The organism is Deinococcus radiodurans R1 = ATCC 13939 = DSM 20539, from assembly GCF_000008565.1.
In the GTDB taxonomy this organism is placed as follows: domain Bacteria; phylum Deinococcota; class Deinococci; order Deinococcales; family Deinococcaceae; genus Deinococcus; species Deinococcus radiodurans.
This window is the reverse complement of the sequence record NC_001263.1, coordinates 1,955,292-1,974,793: the sequence shown is the minus strand read 5'-3', so window position 1 is coordinate 1,974,793 and position 19,502 is coordinate 1,955,292. Positions and strand designations below refer to the sequence as shown.

Here is a 19,502-nt window from a genome sequence, read left to right as displayed (position 1 = left end):
CCATGACCGCCGTGACCGCCCCGCCCCCCGCCCTGCAAACGTACCTGCGCCGCGCCACCGCCGGACTGCCCGCGAGCAGGCGACAGGAAGTCTGGGACGAACTCGAAGAACACGTCTACTGCCGCGCCGAGCAGCTTGAGTGGCGGGGCGCGGCCCCCGAACAAGCTCTTGCCCAGGCACTCGCCGAGTTGGGCCCGCCCCTGCGCGTGAGTGCTGGAATGAACGGAGTGCATAACATGCCGAAATTGATTTCTATAGGTGGAATCGCCGCGCTCGCCGTGACCGCTGGTCTGTACGCCTTGGCAGGCGGTGGCAACCCGCCCCTGACCTTACCCATTCGCACGACGCAGCCTGTGACACCATCGTGCGTGCGCGGCACCAAGCCGAGCGGTTCCAACATCACCATTGTGAGCGAGAAAAACGGTGTGACCTGCTATACCTTCAACGACAAAAAGACGTATGAGGGCGCATTTATTAGCCTCAGCACGCTGAAAAAAGCAGTCTCTGCTCATGGGGGCACCGTCGAACATCTTTCCGGTAGTCTCTGGCAGGTAACACTGACAGGCGGTGAGCGTATTCGTATGGTGCCTTTTTTCACCGTGGGCAACGACCTCTATTTCCTGGCTTCAGGCTTGGCATCTGACCTGATGAATAGGCCAGTCAAGGGCGGCGCTGCCCCACAACTCAGCGGCTACGCCCAGCCCACGCTGACGGTGGGAGACCTGAAACTCAGGTTTGGCGAGGGTCATCAGAATATCGGCCCGGCCTTTTACCGGGGGTTAGGGCTGGAATTGGTGAGCAGCGTGGTCTACGGGCAGCCGCAAAACCACAGCCTGAGCGGTGGCGAAACCGGCCCGCTCGTTCGTGTGGCGCAGACGGACCTTCCACCCGGCGAAGTCGTTCTGGTCTTCACCAAGAAGGCGGGTGAGGTCTACGACACCGACATCGTTCCCGTCGGCCAGGACGGGAAAATACAATTCAAGACGGCACATGAGCAGTTGCGGTTCGTGGCAGACCCCGCCCAACTCGGTCCCTATCCCACCGGCGGACGGATCAATGCCATGGCCGTGCGGGTGAGCCACGTGCCGTTGAACAACCTCAAGTCCGGCATCTTCCTCCCCCGAAGCGCCCAGTAACTTTCCCCCGAGGTCCCCATGCACGCTGCCCTGTCCTCTCCGCTCGCCCAAGCCAATCTGGACCGTTACCTGCGCCGCGCCACGCTGGGTTTGCCCCCCGAGCACGCGCAGGAGGTTCGGGACGAGCTGGAAGAACACGCGCTCGGTCTGGTTGACCGTTACGTGCTGACGGGGCACGCGCCGCAAGACGCTTTGCGCCTGGCCCTGGCGGACCTCGGCTCGCCCTGGCAAGTGGGCCTGAGCCTGAATGGAGTACACAACATGCCGAAATTGATTGCTTTGACTGCTGGCGTTGCTCTTGCGGCAAGTGCTGCTTTTTACGCGCTGGCGGGGGGCGGCACTTTCCGCGAAGTGACCGCGGCACTGCCGGCCCTGTCCCAAAGTCCCCTGGAAACCAAAAAGCTTTGCGTGCTTGACGCTGAGGCCCCAACAAGAGACGTGGTTATCATCAGCCGCGAGGCGGGAAAAACCTGTTACGCGCCCAGTCAGAAGGCTTTATATCAAGGGGCTTATATCAATGGTTCGTGCAGTTTTGTGGTCGTTACAGAGGGCGATCAAGATCTTGCTGTCTAGGACGCCATTTGCGCTCCCCCATCCCAACCTCCCCCGCAAGGAGGGAGGGACAAAAAACGCCGTGTTTATCGCAGCTTGGTTAGCTGAATTCCAAAACTGCACGGACTATTGTTATATCGGCCTCAACGACGTACAACAAGCCTATGAATCAGCGGGCCTGAAGACCAAATTCAAGCCTGACGGCACCTTGTACATCACTTTTCCTGATGGTCAGTGGCGTGTCCTCATGCCCCGATTTACTACTGGTGGTCAGGGCTACGTACCCGCCGAAATGCTCATCATCAACACGTTGCGCGAGCCGCTGACCCCGGAAATCAAGCTCTCGGGCTACGACAATCCTTTGCTTTCCTTCGGACCGCTCAAAGTGCGTTTGGGAACGCAGGCGCAACCGGTGGCGGGCATGAACTTCTACCATCAGATGATTGGCCTTCTCGTTGGTGCGTTGACCTCGCCCAAGCTGGAGCAGGGTTGGAGTGCCAGCTACGGAGGCATAGACCGGCGCTTCCCTGAAACAGATACATGGCCCCAAATGACGGTCAAGACTGGCCTCAAGGCGGGCGAAGTGGTGATGCTGCTCACCAAGAAGGATGCCGACACCTATTTCGTTGACCTGGCCCCGGTTGCCCAAAACGGCAGCGCAACGCTTTACCGTTTCCCCCAGCATCATTCTCTCAAGTTCGTGAACGATGTTCGCGCTCTCAGTCCTTCACTCAGCGGCGACGAAGTACCTGCCCTGCTGGTCAAAGTCACGGGCGTCAACCTACGTGACCTCAAATCCGGCATCTTCCTCCCCAAATCCTGACCGCCTGCGTTCAGAGTTCGGAGACGTACACCGCCCCGCCTTCCACCTCAGTCTTATAAATCTTGACCGCTTTGACGGCAGGCAGCGCCCGCGCTTTTCCTGTCGTCAATTCAAATTTGCCGCCGTGCTTTTCGCAGGTGATTTTGCCGCTCGACACGTCACCGCCGAGCAGCGGAAAGTCCTTGTGCGTGCAGTTGTTCCGCAGGGCGTAGAACTCGCCCTCGTAGTTGATGACGACCACGCCCACGCCGCCCACCTTTACTTCGCCCTGAAAGCCTGCGGGCATCTCCGCCACCTGTCCGGCCATCACTCGTTCACTCATGGGCCGGAGTCTGCCAGATGTCGGCCCTCAAAGCAGCGGCTCCGGCGCCGCCAGCAGTGCCCGAATCGGCGCGTAGGAGCGGCGGTGCTGCTCGGTGACGCCCAGTTCGCGCAGCGCGGCGCGGTGGGCGGGAGCGCCGTAGCCCTTGTGCGCCGCGAAGCCGTAGCCGGGAAACTCGGCGTCCAGCTCGCGCATCAGCCGGTCACGCTCGGTTTTGGCAAGCAGGCTGGCGGCGGCCACGCTGTAGCTCAGGGCGTCGGCTCTGGGGGGCGCGCTCAGCGGCAGGTCGGCCCGCAGGCGCAGGTAATCGGTCACCAGGGCCTGCGGCGGCGGCTCCAGCCGGGCAATCGCCCGCAGCGCGGCGGCGTGGGTGGCGCCCAGCACGTTCAGTCGGTCGATTTCCTCCGGCCAGGCGTGTTCCACGGCCCAGGCGACGGCGACCCGGCGCACCTCGGCGGCGTATTCCTCACGCGCGGCGGGGCTCAGTTGCTTGCTGTCGCGGAAGGGATACTCCTGCGACGTGCCGGGCAAAATCACCGCCGCCACCGTCAGCGGCCCCGCCCACGCGCCGCGCCCGGCCTCGTCTACGCCCGCCACCCGGAAGTGCCCGCGCCGCCAGTGCTCGCGCTCGTAAGCCCAATCGGGAGTGGTGGAGGGAACGGTCATGGGGGCAGCATAGCGGGGCCGGTCAGCCCCCGGACGGCCCGCGCTCGCATGTGTGGCGCGAAAAGCCGTATCATCTCCGTTGGCTTGTCGCTCGCCCGCCGCGTCGTCCAGGTTCGGACCCCGGCCCGGCACAACAGGGCGACAACACAACCTGATAAGGACCGCCGCCCGCGCGAGGAGCCGGGCGGCCAGATGGGAGACTCATGGCAGAGCTGATCAGCAAGGAAGGCAACAAGGTCGAGTTCAAGGTGTCGGTGCCCGCCGCCGAAGTGAACCGCGCCTATGACCAGGTGTGGGCGGGCCTCGCCCGTGACGTGCGCGTGCCCGGGTTCCGCCCCGGCAAGGCGCCGCGCAAGGTGATCGAGAACCGCGTGGGCAAGGGCTACGTGGAGTCGCAGGTGCGCGACCGCCTGCTCGAAACCCACTACTCGCAGGGCCTGCGCGAGCTGGGGCTCAACCTCGTGGACGCCACCGTCGATCCCCAGGACGTGCAGAGCGGCCAGGCGTTCGAGTTCACCGTCAAGGGCGAAACCTACCCCGAAGTCAAGCTCGGAGACTGGCAGGGCCTCAAGGTCAGCGCCCAGGCGCCCGAAATCACCGACGAGGTGCTCGAGCAGACCCTCAGCGACCTGCGCGAGCGCAACGCCTCGTTCGAGAAGGCCGAGCGTCCCATCGAAGCTGCCGACCAGGTGACCATCCAGGAACTCGGCGAGGGGGACAGCGAGGAAGGCGGCAGCTACCCCATCTACCTCGACATGGCCGAAGAGCACGTCCGCAACGCCCTGCTCGGCAAGAGCGCGGGCGACGTGGTGGACATTACCGTGCCCGCCCACCAGCACGGCGACCACGAGCACGCCGAGCACACCGTGCGCGTGAAGGTCGTCGAAGTGAGCAGCAAGAAGCTTCAGGACCTGAACGACGAGTTCGCGACCAGCCTGAACTACGAGTCGATGGACAAGCTGCGCACCGACCTGCGTGAGGAACTCGAGCGCCGCGCTCAGCAGGAAGGCGACAACCTGCGCCGCGAGGAACTCGTGGGCCACCTCGTGGAAGGCATGACCGTCGAGATTCCCCAGGCCCTGATCGACCGCCGCCGCGAAGGCATGATGAGCGAAATTCAGGACGACCTGCGCCGCCAGGGCGTGCAGTGGAAGGAATACGAAGCCTTCATGCAGGAGCAGGGCAAGCTCGACGAGTTCGAGGCCGACCTCACCAAGAACGCCGAAACCCGCGTGCGCCGTGACCTCGCCCTCGAGCAGCTCGCCACCGACCTGAACGCGCAGGTGAACGAGGCCGAGTTCAACCAGACCCTGATGAACCTCGCCCAGGCCAACGGCATGAACGTGCAGCAGCTCGTGCAGCAGCTCGGCCAGGACGGCGTGCAGTCGTACTACATCAGCCTGCTGCGCGAACGCGGCCTCCAGCGGGCCCTCGCCCAGCTCAGCGGCGAAGGCCAGAGCACCGAAGCGGCCAGCCCCAAAGCGACCGGCACCGAAGCTGCGGGCACCGAGCAGAGCGAGCCTGCCCAGACTGAAACCGCTCAGAACGACGCGGGCCAGACCGAAACGGCTCAGAGCGAAGGCGAGCAGCAGTCCGAATAAGGCTGTTCAAGTGGGGAGAGGCGTGTCCTGCGGGATGCGCCTTTTTCTTTTGCGGGTGGGTAGCGCCCTTGAACCCGGTTCAGACAGCCCCATTTTCCTGTCGGGCGGGCCGGGCAGGTGTTACGGTCACGTCATGACGGCATCCCTTTCTGCGCCTGCCATCGGCATCCTGGCGGTGGGCGCCTACGCCCCGGCGGCAGTGATCACCAACGCCCACTACGCGACGCGCCTCGACACCTCCGACGACTGGATCACCTCGCGCACCGGCATCCGCGAGCGGCGCCACGCGGCTCCCGACGAGAGCAGCAGCGTGCTCGGCATCCGGGCGACGCAGGACCTCGCCGGGCGCTTCCCTGGCGCCTTGGACGGCGTGAACCTGGTGATCTGCGCGACGAGCAGCCCCGACGCCATGTTTCCCTCCACGGCGGCGCTGATCGCCGGGGGCACGGGCCTGCGCGGGGCCGCCGCCTTCGACGTGAGCGTGGCGTGCAGCGGCTTTCTGTACGCCCTGAGCGTGGGCTACGGCATGATCCGGGCCGGGCTGGCGAAAAAAGCATTGATTGTCGGCAGCGAGGTGATGAGCGGCGCGGTGGACCAGAACGACCGCAACACCGCCATCCTCTTCGGTGACGGCGCGGGCTGCGTGGTGATCGGGGAAGTGCCGCAAGGCTACGGTTTTCAGTCCTTTGTGCTGGGTGCCGACAGCGCGGGCGGGCCGCACCTCTACCTGCGCGGCGCGGCGCTGCGGCTGCCCGAGGGCACGGAAATGGGGCCGCACCTGACGCAAAACGGGCGCGAGGTCTTCAAGTTCGCCGTCCGTACCCTGGGCGACAGCGCCGAGCAGGCCATGCGGCAGGCGGGCAAAACCACTGCCGACATCGACTGGCTCGTTCCCCATCAGGCCAATATCCGCATCATTGAGGCCGCCTGCGAGCGCTTCGGGCTGCCTATCGAGCGGGCGGTGACCAATCTCGACCGCTACGGCAACACCAGCGCGGCGAGTATTCCGCTGGCCCTGGCCGAGGCCCAGGCGCAGGGCCGCTTCAAAGACGGCGACCAACTGCTGCTCGCCGGTTTCGGCGGTGGCCTGAGCTGGGGAGCGGCGGCGCTGAAGTGGTGGAGCGGGCCTACTGGGAAACAGTCGTCCTGACCGCCCCGCCTTCGTGCGACATTTGAACCCGGTTCAGCCTCCCGGAGCGCGGCGAAGCGGAGTGCTAGCCTGCCCCCAATGAAATCCATCGGCATTACCGCCATCGGCATGTACGTGCCCGAGCGGGTCGTTCACAACCACGAATTCGAGTCGCGCATGGGCATCGAGGACGGCTGGATCGAGTCGCGCTCCGGCATCCGCGAGCGCCGTTTTTCCGCCCCCGGCGAGTTCGCCAGTCACATCGGCGCGAAGGCCGTGCAGGACATGCTCGCGCGTGACCCGGACGCGCTGAAAGACGTGGACCTCGTCATCTACGCCACCTGCACCCCCGACGCCATGTTTCCCTCCACGGCGGCGCTTGTCGCCGGGCAGGTCGGGCTGACCGGGGTGGGCGCCTATGACCTGTCTACCGCGTGCAGCGGCTTTGTCTACGCGCTGAGCATGGCGCGCGGCATGATTCTGGGCGGCAGCGCGAAAAACGTGCTGGTCCTCGGCGGCGAGGTCCTGAGCAAGGCGCTCGACCAGGACGACCGCGACACCGCCATCCTTTTCGGCGACGGCTGCGGCTGCGCGGTGGTGGGCGAGGTGCCCGCCGGATACGGCTTTCAGGACTTCGTGCTCGGCGCGGACTCGGCGGGCGGGCCGGCGCTGTACATCTCCAACCTCGCCGACCAGTTTCCCGACGGCCAGATCATGCGCGGCGTTCCCACCATGAACGGGCGCGAGGTGTTCAAGTTCGCCGTGCGGGTGCTGGGCGACTCGGGCACCCAGGCGCTGCAAAAGTCGGGCCTGAGCAACGCCGACGTGGACTGGCTGATTCCCCACCAGGCCAACATCCGCATCATCGAGGCCGCCACCCAGCGCTTCGGGATTCCGATGGAAAAAACCGTCATCAACCTCGACCGCTACGGCAACACCAGCGCCGGAACCGTGCCGCTCGCGCTGTACGAGGCGGTCAACGACGGGCGCATTCAGGGCGGCCAGCAACTGCTGATGGTCGTCTTCGGCGGCGGGCTGAGCTGGGCCGCCTGCACGATGAAGTGGTGGGGCGGGCGGCCTTCGCTGCACGCGCAGGTCGCGCAGCCGGCGGAGGTGCCCGCTTGAGCGCTTCCAAGATTGCCGCGTTGTTTCCCGGTCAGGGTTCGCACGCCGTCGGCATGGGCGCGGACCTGGCAGGCGAGTTTCCGCAGGCGGGGGAGACCTACGCGGCCCTGGACGCCACGCTGCCCGGCCTGCGTTCGCTGATTGAGGGAGGCCCGCTCGACGACCTCACCCGCACTGCCAACCAGCAGCCTGCGCTCGTCGCCGCGTCGGTGGCGGCCTACCGGGCGTGGCAGGCGCACACCGGCCTGACGCCGATGGTGGCCGCCGGGCACTCGCTGGGCGAATACTCGGCGCTGGTGGCGGCGGGCGTGCTGACGCTGGAAGACGCGCTGCGCCTGACCCGCAAGCGCGGCGAGCTGATGCAGCAGGCCGTGCCCGAAGGCGTCGGTGCCATGAGCGCGGTGATGGGCGACCCGGCGGTGGTGGCCGAAGTCTGCGCCGCGCAAGCTGGCGTCGTGCAGCCCGCCAACTTCAACGCGCCCACCCAGACGGTCATCTCAGGTGAAAAAGCCGCTGTGGACGCCGCCAGCGCCGAACTCAAGACGCGCGGCCTCAAGGCCATCCCGCTCAAGGTGTCTGCCCCGTTCCACTGCGCCCTGATGCGCCCCGCCGCCGAGGGGCTGTCCGCCGAGTTGCACGCCGCCGCTTACGGCCCCTACCTGTTTCCAGTGGTCGCCAACGTGAGCGCCGAGTTGGTGGACAGCCCCACCCACACCGCCGACCTGCTCGAACGTCAAATCACCGGCAGCGTGCGCTGGGTCGAGACGGTGCAGACGCTGGCCGAACTCGGGACCGAGGTTTTCATCGAATTTGGCCCCGGCAGCGTGCTGAGCGGACTGGTCAAACGCATTGTGCCCGGCGCCCGAACCCTAAATGTCGGCTCAACCGAACAGGTGCGGGCTTTTGCCCTCTGAAGCCCAGAATAAGCGGTGCTATGAAACGCCTCGTTGTCCTCACGCTGCTTCCCCTCCTCGCGTCCTGCGGCTCTGCCGTATCTGAGCCTCCGGTCACGTCGCAGCAGATGCCGCGCACGCTGACCGGCGAATGGACCGCCAGCGTGCGGGAAGCGGCTCCGGCCCTGCGGCTGACGTTGGTGCAAGACGGCGAACAACTGCGCGGCCAGGCCGTTTTTCCGGAGCTGGCCTGGAATCAGGCGGGCACGTTCGAGGTGCGCGGGCAGCAGGTGGGCCAGCGGGCGGACGCGCAGCTGCTCAGCGGCGGCCAAAAGGTCTACGACCTGATGTGCCAGCGCTCCGCCAACATCTGGACCTGTGCCCTCGAAACGGCCACCGGCGGCGAGCGTCTGTCCGTGGCGCGGGCGTGGCACCTCACGCTGACGTCCGCCCGCTGAGCGTCTGAGCTTCACCCCCCGAAAGGAAAGTCATGACCCACAACGAAATTTCTCCCGCTCCCGCCCGCGTCGCCCTCGTTACTGGTTCGAGCCGGGGTCTGGGCCGGGCCATGGCCCTGCGACTCGCCCAGGACGGCTTCACGGTGGCCGTTCACTATGGCCGGGGAGAAGCCGAGGCGCAGCAGGTCGCCGCAGACATCCGGGCGGCGGGCGGCGCGGCGCAGGTCTTTGGTGCCGACCTCTCGCAGCCCGCCAACGCCGGAACACTCGTCGAGGACGTGATCGCCGCGCTGGGCCGCCTCGACGTGCTGGTGAACAACGCCGGCATTACCCGCGACGGCCTCGCCATTCGCATGAAGGACGAGGACTGGGACGCCGTGCTGCAAACCAACCTGTCGAGCGCCTTCGCCGCCTGCCGCGCCGCCCTCAAGCACATGATGAAGAATCGCAGCGGGCGCATCGTCAACGTTTCGAGCGTGGTCGCCCTCGCCGGGAACCCCGGTCAGGCCAACTACGTGGCGAGCAAGGCGGGCCTCATCGGCCTGACCCGCGCCCTCGCCAAGGAATACGGCGGGCGCGGCATCACCGTCAACGCGATTGCGCCGGGCTTTATCGAGTCGGACATGACCGCGAAGCTGCCTGAGGACACTAAAAAGCAGTATCAGGCGAATATTCCGCTGGCCCGCTTCGGGCAGCCCGAAGAAGTCGCCGCGCTGGTCGCCTTTCTCGCCTCGGAGGGCGCCGGGTACATCACTGGGCAGACCATCGGGGTGGACGGCGGTATGAACCCGAATTGACGGAAGCGGGCGGCTCGTTGCACCCCGTTCAGCCTTGCGCCCCCGCTTCTGCCCGGCGTGTACACTGCGGGCACTTCAGTTTCAGGAGGAATTTGGTAATGGCGACTTTTGATGACGTGAAAGATGTGATTGTGGACAAGCTCGGTGTGGACGAAGGCAAGGTGACCCCCGAAGCCCGCTTCGTGGAAGACCTCGGCGCCGACAGCCTGGAAACCGTGGAACTGATCATGGGCCTGGAAGACAAATTCGGCGTGACCATTCCCGACGAAGCCGCCGAAACCATCCGCACCGTGCAGGCCGCGGTCGACTACATCGACAACAACCAGTAAAACGCGCCCCTTGGCGTGGTTTTGAGGCGGGGCGCGGGGGTTGACCCTCCGTGTTCCGCTTTTTTTGAGCGTTCAACTCACGTTCAATGTGGGCTTTCAATGTTCAATTTGGGACTTCAAAAGGAGACGACATGATTTCTGGACTCAAACGGGTCGTTATCACCGGCCTCGGCCCGGTCACGCCCATCGGCGTCGGGGCAAAGGCCTACGCCGAGGCGCAGCGGGCCGGCAAAAACGGCATCGGGCCGATCACGCGCTTCGACGCCAAAGACACGGCGAGCAAAATCGCGGGCGAAGTGCACGACAGCCTCGACGATTTCGTGGATCCCCGCGAGGCCCGCAAACTCGACCGCTACACCCTGCTGGCCCTGAGCGCCGCCGAACTCGCGGTGCGCGACAGTGGCCTGAGCGCCGAGGACCTGCGCGGCGAGCGCACCGGCACGCTGGTCGGCAGCGGCATCGGCGGCATGAAGACCTTCGAGGACCAGGCCCGCGTGTACGTGGAGCGCGGCGCTGGACGCATTTCACCCATGTTCATCCCTATGCAGATTGCCAACATGGCGACCGGCCACATCGCCATGCGCTACGGCGCAATGGGGCCGAGCAGCACCGTCGTCACCGCCTGCGCCACCGGCACCGGGGCGATTGGCGAAGCGGCCCGTTACATCCAACTCGGCCTGGCCGACGTGATGCTCGCGGGCGGCGCGGAGGCCTCCATTACGGCGATGGCGGTGGGCGGCTTTTCCAACATGAAGGCGCTCTCGACCCGCAACGACGACCCCGAGCACGCCAGCCGGCCCTTTTCTGCCACCCGCGACGGCTTCGTGCTCAGCGAGGGCGCGGGCGTGGTGGTCCTCGAAGAATACGAGCACGCCAAAGCCCGCGGCGCGACCATCTACGCCGAAGTCGCCGGGTTTGGCGTGAGTGCCGACGCCTACCACATCACCATGCCAGCCCCGCAGGGCGCGGGCGCGCAGCTCGCCATGAAAATGGCCCTGCACACGGCGGGCGTGAACCCCGAGCAGGTGGGGTACATCAACGCGCACGGCACCAGCACCCATTTCAACGACCTGCACGAGACGCAGGCCATTCAGCACGTGTTTGGCGACCACGCGGCGCAGCTCGCGGTCAGCTCCACCAAGTCCATGACCGGGCACCTGCTCGGCGCAGCGGGCGCGATTGAAGCGATTGCCGTGGCGCAGGCCCTCGCCGACGGGCTGCTGCCCCCCACCATCAACCTGACCGACCCCGACCCCGAGCTGCCCCTCGACTTCATCCCCGAGGGCGCCCGCGAGCGGCAGGTGGACTACGCGCTGAGCAACTCGTTCGCCTTCGGTGGACAGAACGCGGCGCTGCTGCTGGGACGGGTCTGAGCGCGACACTGGACTAGAAAAGGGGCCGGAGATTTGATTTCTCCGGCCCCTTTTTCTTACTGAAATTATTCCCGCTCGAATACCCACCGTTCCCCGCCAGCGTCCAGCGTCAGGGTTCGGCCCCGGAGCTGCACCGTCGGCGCCTGACCGAGCAGCGCCGTCAGGATGGGCTGGTCCAGCTGGTCAGGGCAGGCGCGCAGAGTGGTGACGAGGTTGCCCGCCGTCAGATGCCCCGCCTTGTCGAGGCTGTACTCGCCGCCGAAGCTGTTGCAGCCGTCGAAGCCTCCGACCTGCCCCGCCTTGAAGGTGAGGCTTACAGTGCGGCGGGCGTCGGCAGCGGTGCCGTTCACGCTCAGCAGGCGGTAGCTGCCGCTGAGGTCGGCAGTGGTGGCCGCCGGAGCACGTCGCGTCAGGACGACTTCGCCCCCGCTGCGGTGCCAGGTGAGGGTGTCGCCCTTGAGGGTGACTTGCCCGGATCCTTGCAGGACGCGGGATAGGGCCTGCTCGGCGGTCATGTCCTCGCAGGCCATCCGGGTGGCGGCGAGGGGACCGAAGGTAAGGCCTGCGCCGCTGAGGGTCACTTCGCCCATCAAGCGGTTGCAGCCGGCCATCCCGCTCAGGCGCAGGGTGTTCGTGCCGCTCGCGGTGAAGGTAAAGGGCGCGTCGGCGGGCAGGGTGACCGCCTGACCGCCCTCACGCAGGTCGGTGAGTTGCCAGTCGCCCGCGAGTTGCGCGGCCTTCAGCGTCGTGCCGGTGGGCGTGTTGGCCCCAGCAGGCGTGTTGGACGGGGTGGTCATGGAACCTCCGGGGGCCGCGGTGAAGACCAGGCGGGCGGTGCTCGCCGCGTACACCGTCAGGGTTTGCCCGCTGAGGCGGTAGTGGCTGGCGCCGCGCAGCAGGGTCAGAAAGTCGTTTTCCTGCTGGGCCTGAGTGGGTGCGCAGCCGCGCCGGGTGGTCGCCAGCGCGGAAACTTTCAATTGCTGGCCCGTGACCGTCGCCGGCCCCCGGTAGGTGTTGCAGCCGGTGCTGCCGCTCAGTTGCAGGCCGCCGGGCTGCACGGTCCAGGTCAGGGTGGGTCGTTCGCCCGTCACCCGGCGCAGCTTGCCACCGGGGGCGAGGTCGGTGAGCACCCAGGTCCGGGTCGTCAGGTTGGCTGGTAGGGCAGGGGCTTGGGGAGCCGGAGCCGCGCCGCCCGCCAGACCCGCCGATGAAAACAGCGCCGCCGACAGAAACAGGGAAGAAAGAAATGCCATTGCTCCAGTGTGCGCCGGGGGCATGACCGGGGCCTGATACGGATTCCGGCGGAACTGTTCATGATTTACGGGACAGGGCGCGTGAGCCGGGCCGCACAGCCAAAAAGGGCGGAGCAGGTGCGGGCGCTATGCTGAAGGCGCCTTTCCAGCCGTCAGCCCTTCCCGCCGTCAGGTGCCGTTTTGCCGGCTGAGGCCCGAAAGGTGCTGAAACTTTTTAGGACAGTCGGCTGACCGCAGCTTGGCAGCCGTGCGCTAAATCTCAAGGAGTGAACACCGTGTCTGCCGATTCTGCCGTCTCGCCCACCCCCGCCGAACCCCGGGGGGAGCACAAGAAATCCGCCAAGGCTGCCCGCGCGTCCGGCCCGGTGCAGACCCTGACCACCGTCGCCAACCCCGAAAGCCGCTTTCTGAACCGCGAGCTGTCGTGGCTGGCCTTCAACGAGCGCGTGCTGGCCGAGGCGCGCGACGAGCGCAATCCGCTGCTCGAGCGGCTGAAGTACGTGGCGATTTGCGGCAGCAACCTCGACGAATTTTTCATGGTGCGCGTGGCGGGCGTTCACCGCCAGATTGCGGCGGGCGTGCAGACCCCCAGCCCCGACGGACTGCTGCCGCGCGAAACCCTAAAGCTGGTGCGCGAGCAGACCCACGCCATGCTGCGTGAGGTCGAGCACGCCGCCCGCCACATCCTGCGCGACCTGCGCGACGCCGGGGTGGGGCTGGTCGGGGTGGCAGACCTCGGCAAGCGCGAGCGGGCACAGCTCCGTGAGCACTACCTCGCCGAGATTCAGCCGGTGCTGACGCCGCTCATCGTGGACCCCAGCCACCCCTTTCCGTACATGAGCAACCTCAGCCTCAACCTCGGCGTGCTGCTCAAGACGAAAAAGGGCGAGGACCCCGACTTCGCCCGCGTGAAGGTGCCGGTGGGCGTGCTGCCGCGCGTGGTGGCGATCGGCGAGCACCTGCTGCTGCTCGAGGACGTGATTGCCGAGCACATCGGCGAGCTGTTCAAGGGCCGCAAGGTGATGTCCACCCACGTTTTCCGCGTGACCCGCAACACCGATTACGAGTTCGAGGAGGAAGAAGCCGAAGACCTGCTCGCCACCATCGAGGACGGCCTGCGCCGGCGCCGCTTCGGGTCGGCGGTGCGGCTCGAAATGGAAGGTGGGATGCCGGCAGAGATGCTCGAGCTGCTCCAGGACAAGCTCAACCTCGACCCCGCTGACATTTTCATGCTCGAAGGGCCTCTGGGCACCGCCGACCTGATGGGCGTTTCCGTCAGGCGTCCCGACCTGTCCTACCCCGACTTTACCCCCGCCGTGCCGGACCTCGACGACGACGAGGGCGGCATTTTCGAGACGCTGCGGCAGGGCGACGTGGTGCTGCACCATCCCTACGACTCCTTTGTCAACGTACTGAATTTTCTGGAAGAAGCGGCCCGTGACCCGCAGGTACTCGCCATCAAGCAGACGCTCTACCGCACCGGCGACGACCCCCGGTTGCTCGGCGCCCTGCGCACCGCTGCCGAAAACGGCAAGCAGGTCGTGGCGATGATCGAGCTCAAGGCCCGCTTCGACGAGCAGCGCAACATCTCCTGGGCCCGCAAGCTCGAGCGCGCCGGGGCGCACGTGGTCTACGGCATCACCGGCCTCAAGACCCACGCCAAGGTCACGCTGGTCGTGCGGCGCGAGGAAGGCGGGCTGCGGCGCTATGTCCACGTCGGCACCGGCAACTACAACCCCAAGACGGCGCGGCTCTACACCGACCTCAGCGTGCTTTCCGCCGACTTAGCTTGCCAGTGTGCTGGAAAGCCTGATGGGCGTTTCCGTCAGGCGTCCCGACCTGTCCTACCCCGACTTTACCCCCGCCGTGCCGGACCTCGACGACGACGAGGGCGGCATTTTCGAGACGCTGCGGCAGGGCGACGTGGTGCTGCACCATCCCTACGACTCCTTTGTCAACGTACTGAATTTTCTGGAAGAAGCGGCCCGTGACCCGCAGGTACTCGCCATCAAGCAGACGCTCTACCGCACCGGCGACGACCCCCGGTTGCTCGGCGCCCTGCGCACCGCTGCCGAAAACGGCAAGCAGGTCGTGGCGATGATCGAGCTCAAGGCCCGCTTCGACGAGCAGCGCAACATCTCCTGGGCCCGCAAGCTCGAGCGCGCCGGGGCGCACGTGGTCTACGGCATCACCGGCCTCAAGACCCACGCCAAGGTCACGCTGGTCGTGCGGCGCGAGGAAGGCGGGCTGCGGCGCTATGTCCACGTCGGCACCGGCAACTACAACCCCAAGACGGCGCGGCTCTACACCGACCTCAGCGTGCTTTCCGCCGACGGCGAACTCGGCGCCGACGTGGCCGAGCTGTTCAACCACCTCACCGGGTACGCCGAGGCCGAGTACCAGCACCTCCTGGTCGCCCCTGACACCGCCCGCAGCGGTTTCGAGGCCCTGCTGGAGCGCGAAATGGAACACGCGCAGGCCGGACGCGGCGGCTGGGCGCGGCTCAAGTTCAACTCGCTCACCGACCCCGGCATGATCGAGGCGCTGTACCGGGCGTCGCAGGCGGGCGTCGAAATCGAGATGGTCATTCGCGGCGTGTGCTGCCTGCGCCCCGGCGTGCCGGGCCTCTCGGAGCACATTCGCGTGCGGAGTCTGCTGGGGCGCTACCTCGAACACGCCCGCATCTACGCCTTCGGCAACGGCGGGCAGCCCGAGGTCTACTTCGGCAGCGCCGACTGGATGAGCCGTAACCTCGACCGCCGGGTGGAGGTCATCGCCCCGGTGCTCGAAGACGGCCACCGCGCCACCTTTCTGCAAATCATGGACACCGAGTGGGCCGACGAGCGCGGCAGCTGGGACCTCGCCGAGAACGGCAGCTACGTGAAGGTGGCGGGCGACCTGAGCGCCCAGCAGATTTTTGCGGACCGGCGGCATCCCTAGAGCATTGGGCAGAATGAGGGTTCGCTAGACCTGGTCTGGACGCCCCCTCACCCCTTGCTTCGCAAGGCCCTCTCCCACCAGTGGAGAGGGTCAACGACATGTCTTTCCGCTTGATGCTCTCAGAATGAGAAAGAGAAGCCGCTTTCCCGTGTGGAGGCGGCCCTTTCTCCTGTTTCCCTTCGCTATTTGCCCTTTCCCCCGTGCTGATACCGCCGCGCAATAACCACCCGACTCACCAGCAAATCCCCCAACTTCGGCGCGACACTGTTCATCAGCGCGAGCGCAGCGTAGACCCGTGGCACGATGACTTCCGGTTGCGGGCGGCGCAGCACGTCGGCCACGGCGCGGGCAACCACTTCTGGCCCCGGCATCGGCAGCTTGGCCTTGGCGGTCATCTCGCTCTGCACGAAGCCGGGAGCCACCAGACTGACGTCGATGCCGCTGCCGAGCAGCTCACGCCGCAACCCGTGCGAAAAGCCGCGAATGCCGAATTTGCTCGCCGAGTACATGCCGTTGGTCGCCGCCCGCCCCGCCACCGAGCCGATGTTGACGATGTGGCCGTTGCCCCGCGCCTGCATGTCCGGCAGCACCAGCCGGGTGAGTTCGATGGGGGCTTCCAGATTGACCCGGACGACCCGCAGCGGGTCGGGGTCGTCCCACCACCAGCCTTTTTCCACCGTCACGCCCGCGTTGTTGATAAGCACGTCCACCCGCCCGAAGTGGTCGTGGGCGAATTGCAACAGCGAGCGGCGCGAGGCGTCGTCGGTCACGTCGGTGGGCACGGCGATGACCCGGCTGCCGCTGGGGTCGAGCCGCCGGGCGAGGTCGCGCAGCGTGTCGGCGCGGCGGGCCGCGAGCACCAGTGCGTAACCCTGCGCGGCGAGTTCCTCGGCGGTGGCGAGGCCGATGCCGCTGGACGCGCCGGTCAGCACGACGACAGGCCGGGAGGCTGAAGAAGCAGGGGGCATGGCACAGATTCTAGAGCAGCTCTCCGAATTACGCGTGCGCCGGGACAGCACCGCCACCCGCTCCATTCTCCGTTCTGCTCAGTGTTTTGTACTCGCTCTGCTCGCCAAAAAGCTGTGCCATCTTTTTGTCAAATGCTCTAGGGGCGCGGGCTCCTCCGAGCGCCTTGGCCGCTTCCTCAGCTCTAGGTCAGCCCGGCGGGAGACACTGGGCAAATGTTCAAGCGCGCTCTGCTGTTCACCGCCCTGGTCGCCGGGGCGGGGGCGGCCCAATCCACCTTGCCCACGCTGCAACCGGTCACGCCTTCCTCGTCTCTGCCGTCCCTGCAAGGCACGTTCACGCCGCTGCCTGCCGGGCCAGTCGCGCCGCCGACGCTGCCCGCTTCAGCTCCCTTGCCTGCTCCAGTCCCCGCCCCCGCCACCTTCTTGCCGCGTGACCCTCTCTATCCCCGGCAGTGGAACCTCGCCGCCATCCGCATGCCGCAGGCGTGGGCGCTGTGGCAGGCGCAAAAAACCATTGCTCCCGTCACGGTGGCGGTGCTGGACACCGGCTACGTGGCCTCGCCGGAACTCGCCGGGCGGGTCGTGAACGGGTACGACTTCGTGTCGGACGCGGCGCGGTCTGGGGACGGCGGCAGGCGTGACCGCGATGCGGGCGCGGTGGGGCAGTTCGCCTACCACGGCGAGATTGTCGCCAACCTGATTGCGGCGGCGCACGACGGGCGCGGCATGGCGGGCATCAACCCCCGCGCCCGCATCGTGCATGTGCGGGTGGCCGACGTGAACGGTCAAATCGCCCCGCAGGACCTGGTGGACGGCCTGCGCTGGGCGGCGGGCCTGAGCGTGCCCGGCGTGCCGAACAACCCCAACCCGGCGCGGGTGCTCAACCTCAGCCTCTTTGCCGACTTCATTCCGCTGACCGGCTGTGACGCCCGCATTCAGAAAGCGGTGGACGACGTGACCGCCAAAGGCGCTCTGGTCGTGGTCGGCGCGGGCAACGACGGGCGCGACGCGAGCGGCTACTCGCCCGCCGGGTGCCGCAACGTGCTGACGGTAACGAGCGTGGACGAACGCGGCCTGCGCCCCGGCTACGCCAACTGGGGCCGGGCGGTGTCTCTCGGTGCGCCCGGCGGCGATCCCGCGCACGGCGTGGTGGCGAGCAGTGTCAGCGGCAGCGGCGGCGAGCGCGACCCCAACGGTACGTCTTTCGCGGCCCCGCACGCGGCGGGCGTGGCGAGCCTGCTGCTCAGCGTGCGCCCCGAGCTGTCGCGCGCAACTCTGACTACCCTCTTGACCCGTCAGGTCACGCCCTTCGCCAGCGGGCGTTGCGACACCGACCCGCGCCACACTTGCGGCGCCGGCCTGCTTAACGCCGAGGCGGCCTTGCAAGCCGCACTCGCTCCGGCGCCCGCCCGCTGAAGGGGGCACCTGTCTCCGGCCTTGCGCTCTATGCTGCCCGCATGAGGCAAAAGGCATGAACGCGCCGCAGTGGCGCATCTGGCTGGTGACGGCGCTGCTCTGCGGCTGGGGCATCCTGACCATTCGTTTTGTGCAAAAGGAGCAGTGGCCGATGGCGCTGCTGTGCCTCGCGCTGATGGTCAGCAACGGCGTGACGCTCTGGCGTCTGACCAAAAACGGCAAGTAGGCGAGCAGCCGAATAAAAAGGGGAGAGGGTGGAAAGCGAAGGGATTTGTCCCTTTGCTCTCCGCCCTCTCCCTCTGCCTTGTTACATCGCAGGCATCGGCTCCGGCATCCCCGGCAGGTCGGGATTAGAGGTCGGCTGAGGCTCGGGCATTCCCGGGGTGTCCGGGTTGGTGGGCGGGTCCATCACCGGGCCGGTGTCGGTGCCGCCGGGCAAACGCTCGGGCATGGGCGCCGGGGTGTCGGTGGGTTCGCTGGCCGGGGAAGTCGGGCGGTCGTAGGGTCCAGTCATGGTGTACCTCCTGTGGTGAACTGCCCCGAGTCTGCCGCCCCCGCAGGTGCCGGGCCTGATAACGGTGTGAAGGCGAGTTGGGGATTGGGCCGGCTGCCCCTGGTTCTCAGCCCTCGCCTAGGACGCCCGCCGCCGTCGTTTCGTCCACGATCAGGGTTCGCAGCAACCCGCCGTCCAGCGCCGCCCGCAGCGCCGCCGCCTTGCCGGGGTCGGCCACGATGCAGGCGGTGTTCGGGTGGTCGCGAATCAGCGCGAGGTCGGGACCGCTGGAACGTGCGTTGAGCGACAGGCCGTCCCAGCTCCCGTCGGCGCGGAAAAACATGGTGGCGATGTCGCCCACGGCCCCCTCGCGTTCCAGTTGCGTGAGGTCGTCGGGGTCCAGATACCCGGCGGCGTAGACGTGGCTCGGCAAGGCGGCGTGCGGGCTGCCCACGCTGAACAGCAAAAGCTCGGCCTGCCGCTGCAACTGCACGACGTGCTGCACGCTGCGTTCGCGCCACATGGCCTGTTTGGTGGCGGGGTCGTCGAAGAAAGTGGGCACCGGAAACAGGTGGGCCTGCCCGCGCACCGCCTGCGCCAGCCGGGTCAGGGTGCCGCCCACGAAGCCCGAGCTGAGTTCCAGCACGCTGGCGCTGCCGTTGAGCTGCACGAACTGCACGCCGCTCAGCGGGCGCGGGGTCAGGGCGCGGCTCACGGCGTCCAGGGTGTTGCCCCACGCCAGCCCCACCACCAGCCCAGGCCGCAGCGCCGAGCCCAGCCAGTGCGCGGCGGCGAGCGCGACCCGCTCGAGCCGCAGGTCCTGCGTGGAGTGCGGCGGCAGCCCGACCACCTGCGCCTGCACGCCCGGCCAGCGCTCCATGAGGCGGGCTTGCAGGCTGCACGGGTGGCCCTGCGGGTCGTGAATACGGATGTCCACCGTGCCGTTGCGCCGCGCCAGCGCCAGCAGGCGGCTGACCTTGGGGCGCGACAGCCCCAGCTCGCGGGCGATGTCGCCGGTGGTCAGGCCCTGGTGGTAGTAGAGGCGGGCGACCTGAACGGCCTGCGCGGCCTGTTGGTCGGTCGGGTCGTCGGGTGCGTCGTCGTTCACGCTGTCAGCATAGGTGAAGCCTGACCTCTGGTCGGTGCACGGGGCCGCAGGTGAACATCTGTTCAAGTGCATTGACTTTCTGTTCAGCGGGTGGTGTGATGGCAAGGTCAGAGCACATCA

Annotated in this window: 19 protein-coding genes and 2 pseudogenes; 15 read left to right on the top strand and 6 right to left on the bottom strand. The window is 67.0% G+C overall.

The annotated features are described in order from the left end of the window. Window positions 1-2: 2 nt before the first annotated feature. From DR_RS10005 to DR_RS09995, 3 genes are all read left to right on the top strand, one after another. Complete coding sequence (locus DR_RS10005; protein WP_010888586.1) at window positions 3-1,136, top strand: permease prefix domain 1-containing protein; 1,134 nt, start codon at window positions 3-5, stop codon at window positions 1,134-1,136. Window positions 1,137-1,154: 18 nt separating this feature from the next. Continuing rightward, window positions 1,155-1,709 carry a hypothetical protein gene (locus DR_RS10000; protein ID WP_010888585.1) on the top strand — a complete coding sequence of 185 codons (555 nt, stop codon included), beginning with the start codon at window positions 1,155-1,157 and terminating at the stop codon, window positions 1,707-1,709. A 61-nt stretch (window positions 1,710-1,770) separates the two neighbouring features. Continuing rightward, window positions 1,771-2,511 (top strand): hypothetical protein, encoded by a 741-nt coding sequence (locus DR_RS09995; RefSeq protein ID WP_162177654.1) that lies wholly within the window; start codon window positions 1,771-1,773, stop codon window positions 2,509-2,511. A 10-nt stretch (window positions 2,512-2,521) separates the two neighbouring features. Here DR_RS09995 and DR_RS09990 read toward each other — a convergent pair whose 3' ends face one another. Then, window positions 2,522-2,833, bottom strand: coding sequence for a non-heme iron oxygenase ferredoxin subunit (locus DR_RS09990; protein ID WP_010888583.1), 312 nt, complete (start codon window positions 2,831-2,833; stop codon window positions 2,522-2,524). A 27-nt stretch (window positions 2,834-2,860) separates the two neighbouring features. Further along, entirely contained in the window at window positions 2,861-3,499 is a 639-nt protein-coding gene (locus DR_RS09985; RefSeq protein WP_010888582.1) for a ribonuclease HII, read from the bottom strand. 203 nt (window positions 3,500-3,702) lie between these two features. On the opposite strand from DR_RS09985, the gene tig reads away from it, so the two are divergent. The 8 genes from tig to fabF all read left to right on the top strand — a co-directional run bounded on the left by tig (window position 3,703) and on the right by fabF (window position 11,204). Next, window positions 3,703-5,100, top strand: a complete 1,398-nt coding sequence (tig, locus tag DR_RS09980; RefSeq protein ID WP_010888581.1) for a trigger factor — start codon at window positions 3,703-3,705, stop codon at window positions 5,098-5,100. Window positions 5,101-5,233: 133 nt separating this feature from the next. Next, window positions 5,234-6,250: a beta-ketoacyl-ACP synthase III gene (locus tag DR_RS09975; protein ID WP_027479820.1), complete on the top strand. Its 1,017-nt coding sequence runs from the start codon at window positions 5,234-5,236 to the stop codon at window positions 6,248-6,250. A gap of 78 nt (window positions 6,251-6,328) precedes the next feature. Continuing rightward, complete coding sequence (locus tag DR_RS09970; RefSeq protein ID WP_010888579.1) at window positions 6,329-7,354, top strand: ketoacyl-ACP synthase III; 1,026 nt, start codon at window positions 6,329-6,331, stop codon at window positions 7,352-7,354. Then, window positions 7,351-8,268 carry an ACP S-malonyltransferase gene (gene fabD, locus DR_RS09965; protein WP_010888578.1) on the top strand — a complete coding sequence of 306 codons (918 nt, stop codon included), beginning with the start codon at window positions 7,351-7,353 and terminating at the stop codon, window positions 8,266-8,268. The genes DR_RS09970 and fabD overlap by 4 nt, the downstream gene beginning before the upstream one ends. Before the next feature lie 20 nt (window positions 8,269-8,288). Beyond that, entirely contained in the window at window positions 8,289-8,705 is a 417-nt protein-coding gene (locus tag DR_RS09960) for a hypothetical protein (RefSeq protein WP_010888577.1), read from the top strand. 32 nt (window positions 8,706-8,737) lie between these two features. Further along, the gene (fabG, locus tag DR_RS09955) at window positions 8,738-9,502 is read left to right on the top strand and encodes a 3-oxoacyl-[acyl-carrier-protein] reductase (protein ID WP_010888576.1); all 765 of its coding nucleotides are present in this window, start codon (window positions 8,738-8,740) and stop codon (window positions 9,500-9,502) included. 98 nt (window positions 9,503-9,600) lie between these two features. Then, window positions 9,601-9,831 (top strand): acyl carrier protein, encoded by a 231-nt coding sequence (gene acpP, locus DR_RS09950; RefSeq protein WP_027479819.1) that lies wholly within the window; start codon window positions 9,601-9,603, stop codon window positions 9,829-9,831. 131 nt (window positions 9,832-9,962) lie between these two features. After that, window positions 9,963-11,204 carry a beta-ketoacyl-ACP synthase II gene (gene fabF / locus DR_RS09945; RefSeq protein WP_164927983.1) on the top strand — a complete coding sequence of 414 codons (1,242 nt, stop codon included), beginning with the start codon at window positions 9,963-9,965 and terminating at the stop codon, window positions 11,202-11,204. A 65-nt stretch (window positions 11,205-11,269) separates the two neighbouring features. Here fabF and DR_RS09940 read toward each other — a convergent pair whose 3' ends face one another. Then, window positions 11,270-12,457 carry an META domain-containing protein gene (locus DR_RS09940; RefSeq protein WP_162177653.1) on the bottom strand — a complete coding sequence of 396 codons (1,188 nt, stop codon included), beginning with the start codon at window positions 12,455-12,457 and terminating at the stop codon, window positions 11,270-11,272. A 266-nt stretch (window positions 12,458-12,723) separates the two neighbouring features. On the opposite strand from DR_RS09940, the pseudogene ppk1 (DR_RS09935) reads away from it, so the two are divergent. Together ppk1 (DR_RS09935) and ppk1 (DR_RS09930) are read left to right on the top strand one after the other, a co-directional pair. Then, window positions 12,724-14,241 (top strand): annotated as a pseudogene (gene ppk1, locus DR_RS09935) (polyphosphate kinase 1); the annotation flags it as partial. 25 nt (window positions 14,242-14,266) lie between these two features. After that, window positions 14,267-15,397: pseudogene (gene ppk1, locus DR_RS09930) on the top strand (polyphosphate kinase 1); the annotation flags it as partial. A 182-nt stretch (window positions 15,398-15,579) separates the two neighbouring features. On the opposite strand, the gene DR_RS09925 reads toward ppk1 (DR_RS09930), so the two are convergent. Further along, window positions 15,580-16,365, bottom strand: coding sequence for an SDR family NAD(P)-dependent oxidoreductase (locus tag DR_RS09925; RefSeq protein WP_034350071.1), 786 nt, complete (start codon window positions 16,363-16,365; stop codon window positions 15,580-15,582). Between the two features lie 213 nt (window positions 16,366-16,578). Between DR_RS09925 and DR_RS09915 the strand changes: the two genes are divergently transcribed. After that, the gene (locus DR_RS09915; RefSeq protein ID WP_010888570.1) at window positions 16,579-17,781 is read left to right on the top strand and encodes a S8 family serine peptidase; all 1,203 of its coding nucleotides are present in this window, start codon (window positions 16,579-16,581) and stop codon (window positions 17,779-17,781) included. A gap of 55 nt (window positions 17,782-17,836) precedes the next feature. After that, window positions 17,837-18,007 (top strand): hypothetical protein, encoded by a 171-nt coding sequence (locus DR_RS16415; RefSeq protein ID WP_165439359.1) that lies wholly within the window; start codon window positions 17,837-17,839, stop codon window positions 18,005-18,007. A gap of 81 nt (window positions 18,008-18,088) precedes the next feature. Here DR_RS16415 and DR_RS09910 read toward each other — a convergent pair whose 3' ends face one another. Together DR_RS09910 and DR_RS09905 are read right to left on the bottom strand one after the other, a co-directional pair. After that, window positions 18,089-18,295, bottom strand: coding sequence for a hypothetical protein (locus DR_RS09910; RefSeq protein ID WP_010888569.1), 207 nt, complete (start codon window positions 18,293-18,295; stop codon window positions 18,089-18,091). 106 nt (window positions 18,296-18,401) lie between these two features. Beyond that, window positions 18,402-19,448 carry a sugar-binding transcriptional regulator gene (locus DR_RS09905; RefSeq protein WP_010888568.1) on the bottom strand — a complete coding sequence of 349 codons (1,047 nt, stop codon included), beginning with the start codon at window positions 19,446-19,448 and terminating at the stop codon, window positions 18,402-18,404. Between the last annotated feature and the right edge of the window lie 54 nt (window positions 19,449-19,502).

Coding starts and splice junctions, on each gene's coding strand:
- acpP (WP_027479819.1), top strand. CDS start 9,601: ATGGCGACTTTTGATGACGTGAAAGATGTGATTGTGGACAAGCTCGGT.
- DR_RS09960 (WP_010888577.1), top strand. CDS start 8,289: ATGAAACGCCTCGTTGTCCTCACGCTGCTTCCCCTCCTCGCGTCCTGC.
- DR_RS10005 (WP_010888586.1), top strand. CDS start 3: ATGACCGCCGTGACCGCCCCGCCCCCCGCCCTGCAAACGTACCTGCGC.
- DR_RS10000 (WP_010888585.1), top strand. CDS start 1,155: ATGCACGCTGCCCTGTCCTCTCCGCTCGCCCAAGCCAATCTGGACCGT.
- DR_RS09910 (WP_010888569.1), bottom strand. CDS start 18,295: ATGACTGGACCCTACGACCGCCCGACTTCCCCGGCCAGCGAACCCACC.
- DR_RS09915 (WP_010888570.1), top strand. CDS start 16,579: ATGTTCAAGCGCGCTCTGCTGTTCACCGCCCTGGTCGCCGGGGCGGGG.
- DR_RS09985 (WP_010888582.1), bottom strand. CDS start 3,499: ATGACCGTTCCCTCCACCACTCCCGATTGGGCTTACGAGCGCGAGCAC.
- fabG (WP_010888576.1), top strand. CDS start 8,738: ATGACCCACAACGAAATTTCTCCCGCTCCCGCCCGCGTCGCCCTCGTT.
- DR_RS09975 (WP_027479820.1), top strand. CDS start 5,234: ATGACGGCATCCCTTTCTGCGCCTGCCATCGGCATCCTGGCGGTGGGC.
- DR_RS09970 (WP_010888579.1), top strand. CDS start 6,329: ATGAAATCCATCGGCATTACCGCCATCGGCATGTACGTGCCCGAGCGG.
- DR_RS09925 (WP_034350071.1), bottom strand. CDS start 16,365: ATGCCCCCTGCTTCTTCAGCCTCCCGGCCTGTCGTCGTGCTGACCGGC.
- tig (WP_010888581.1), top strand. CDS start 3,703: ATGGCAGAGCTGATCAGCAAGGAAGGCAACAAGGTCGAGTTCAAGGTG.
- DR_RS09940 (WP_162177653.1), bottom strand. CDS start 12,457: ATGGCATTTCTTTCTTCCCTGTTTCTGTCGGCGGCGCTGTTTTCATCG.
- DR_RS16415 (WP_165439359.1), top strand. CDS start 17,837: ATGAACGCGCCGCAGTGGCGCATCTGGCTGGTGACGGCGCTGCTCTGC.
- DR_RS09990 (WP_010888583.1), bottom strand. CDS start 2,833: ATGAGTGAACGAGTGATGGCCGGACAGGTGGCGGAGATGCCCGCAGGC.
- fabF (WP_164927983.1), top strand. CDS start 9,963: ATGATTTCTGGACTCAAACGGGTCGTTATCACCGGCCTCGGCCCGGTC.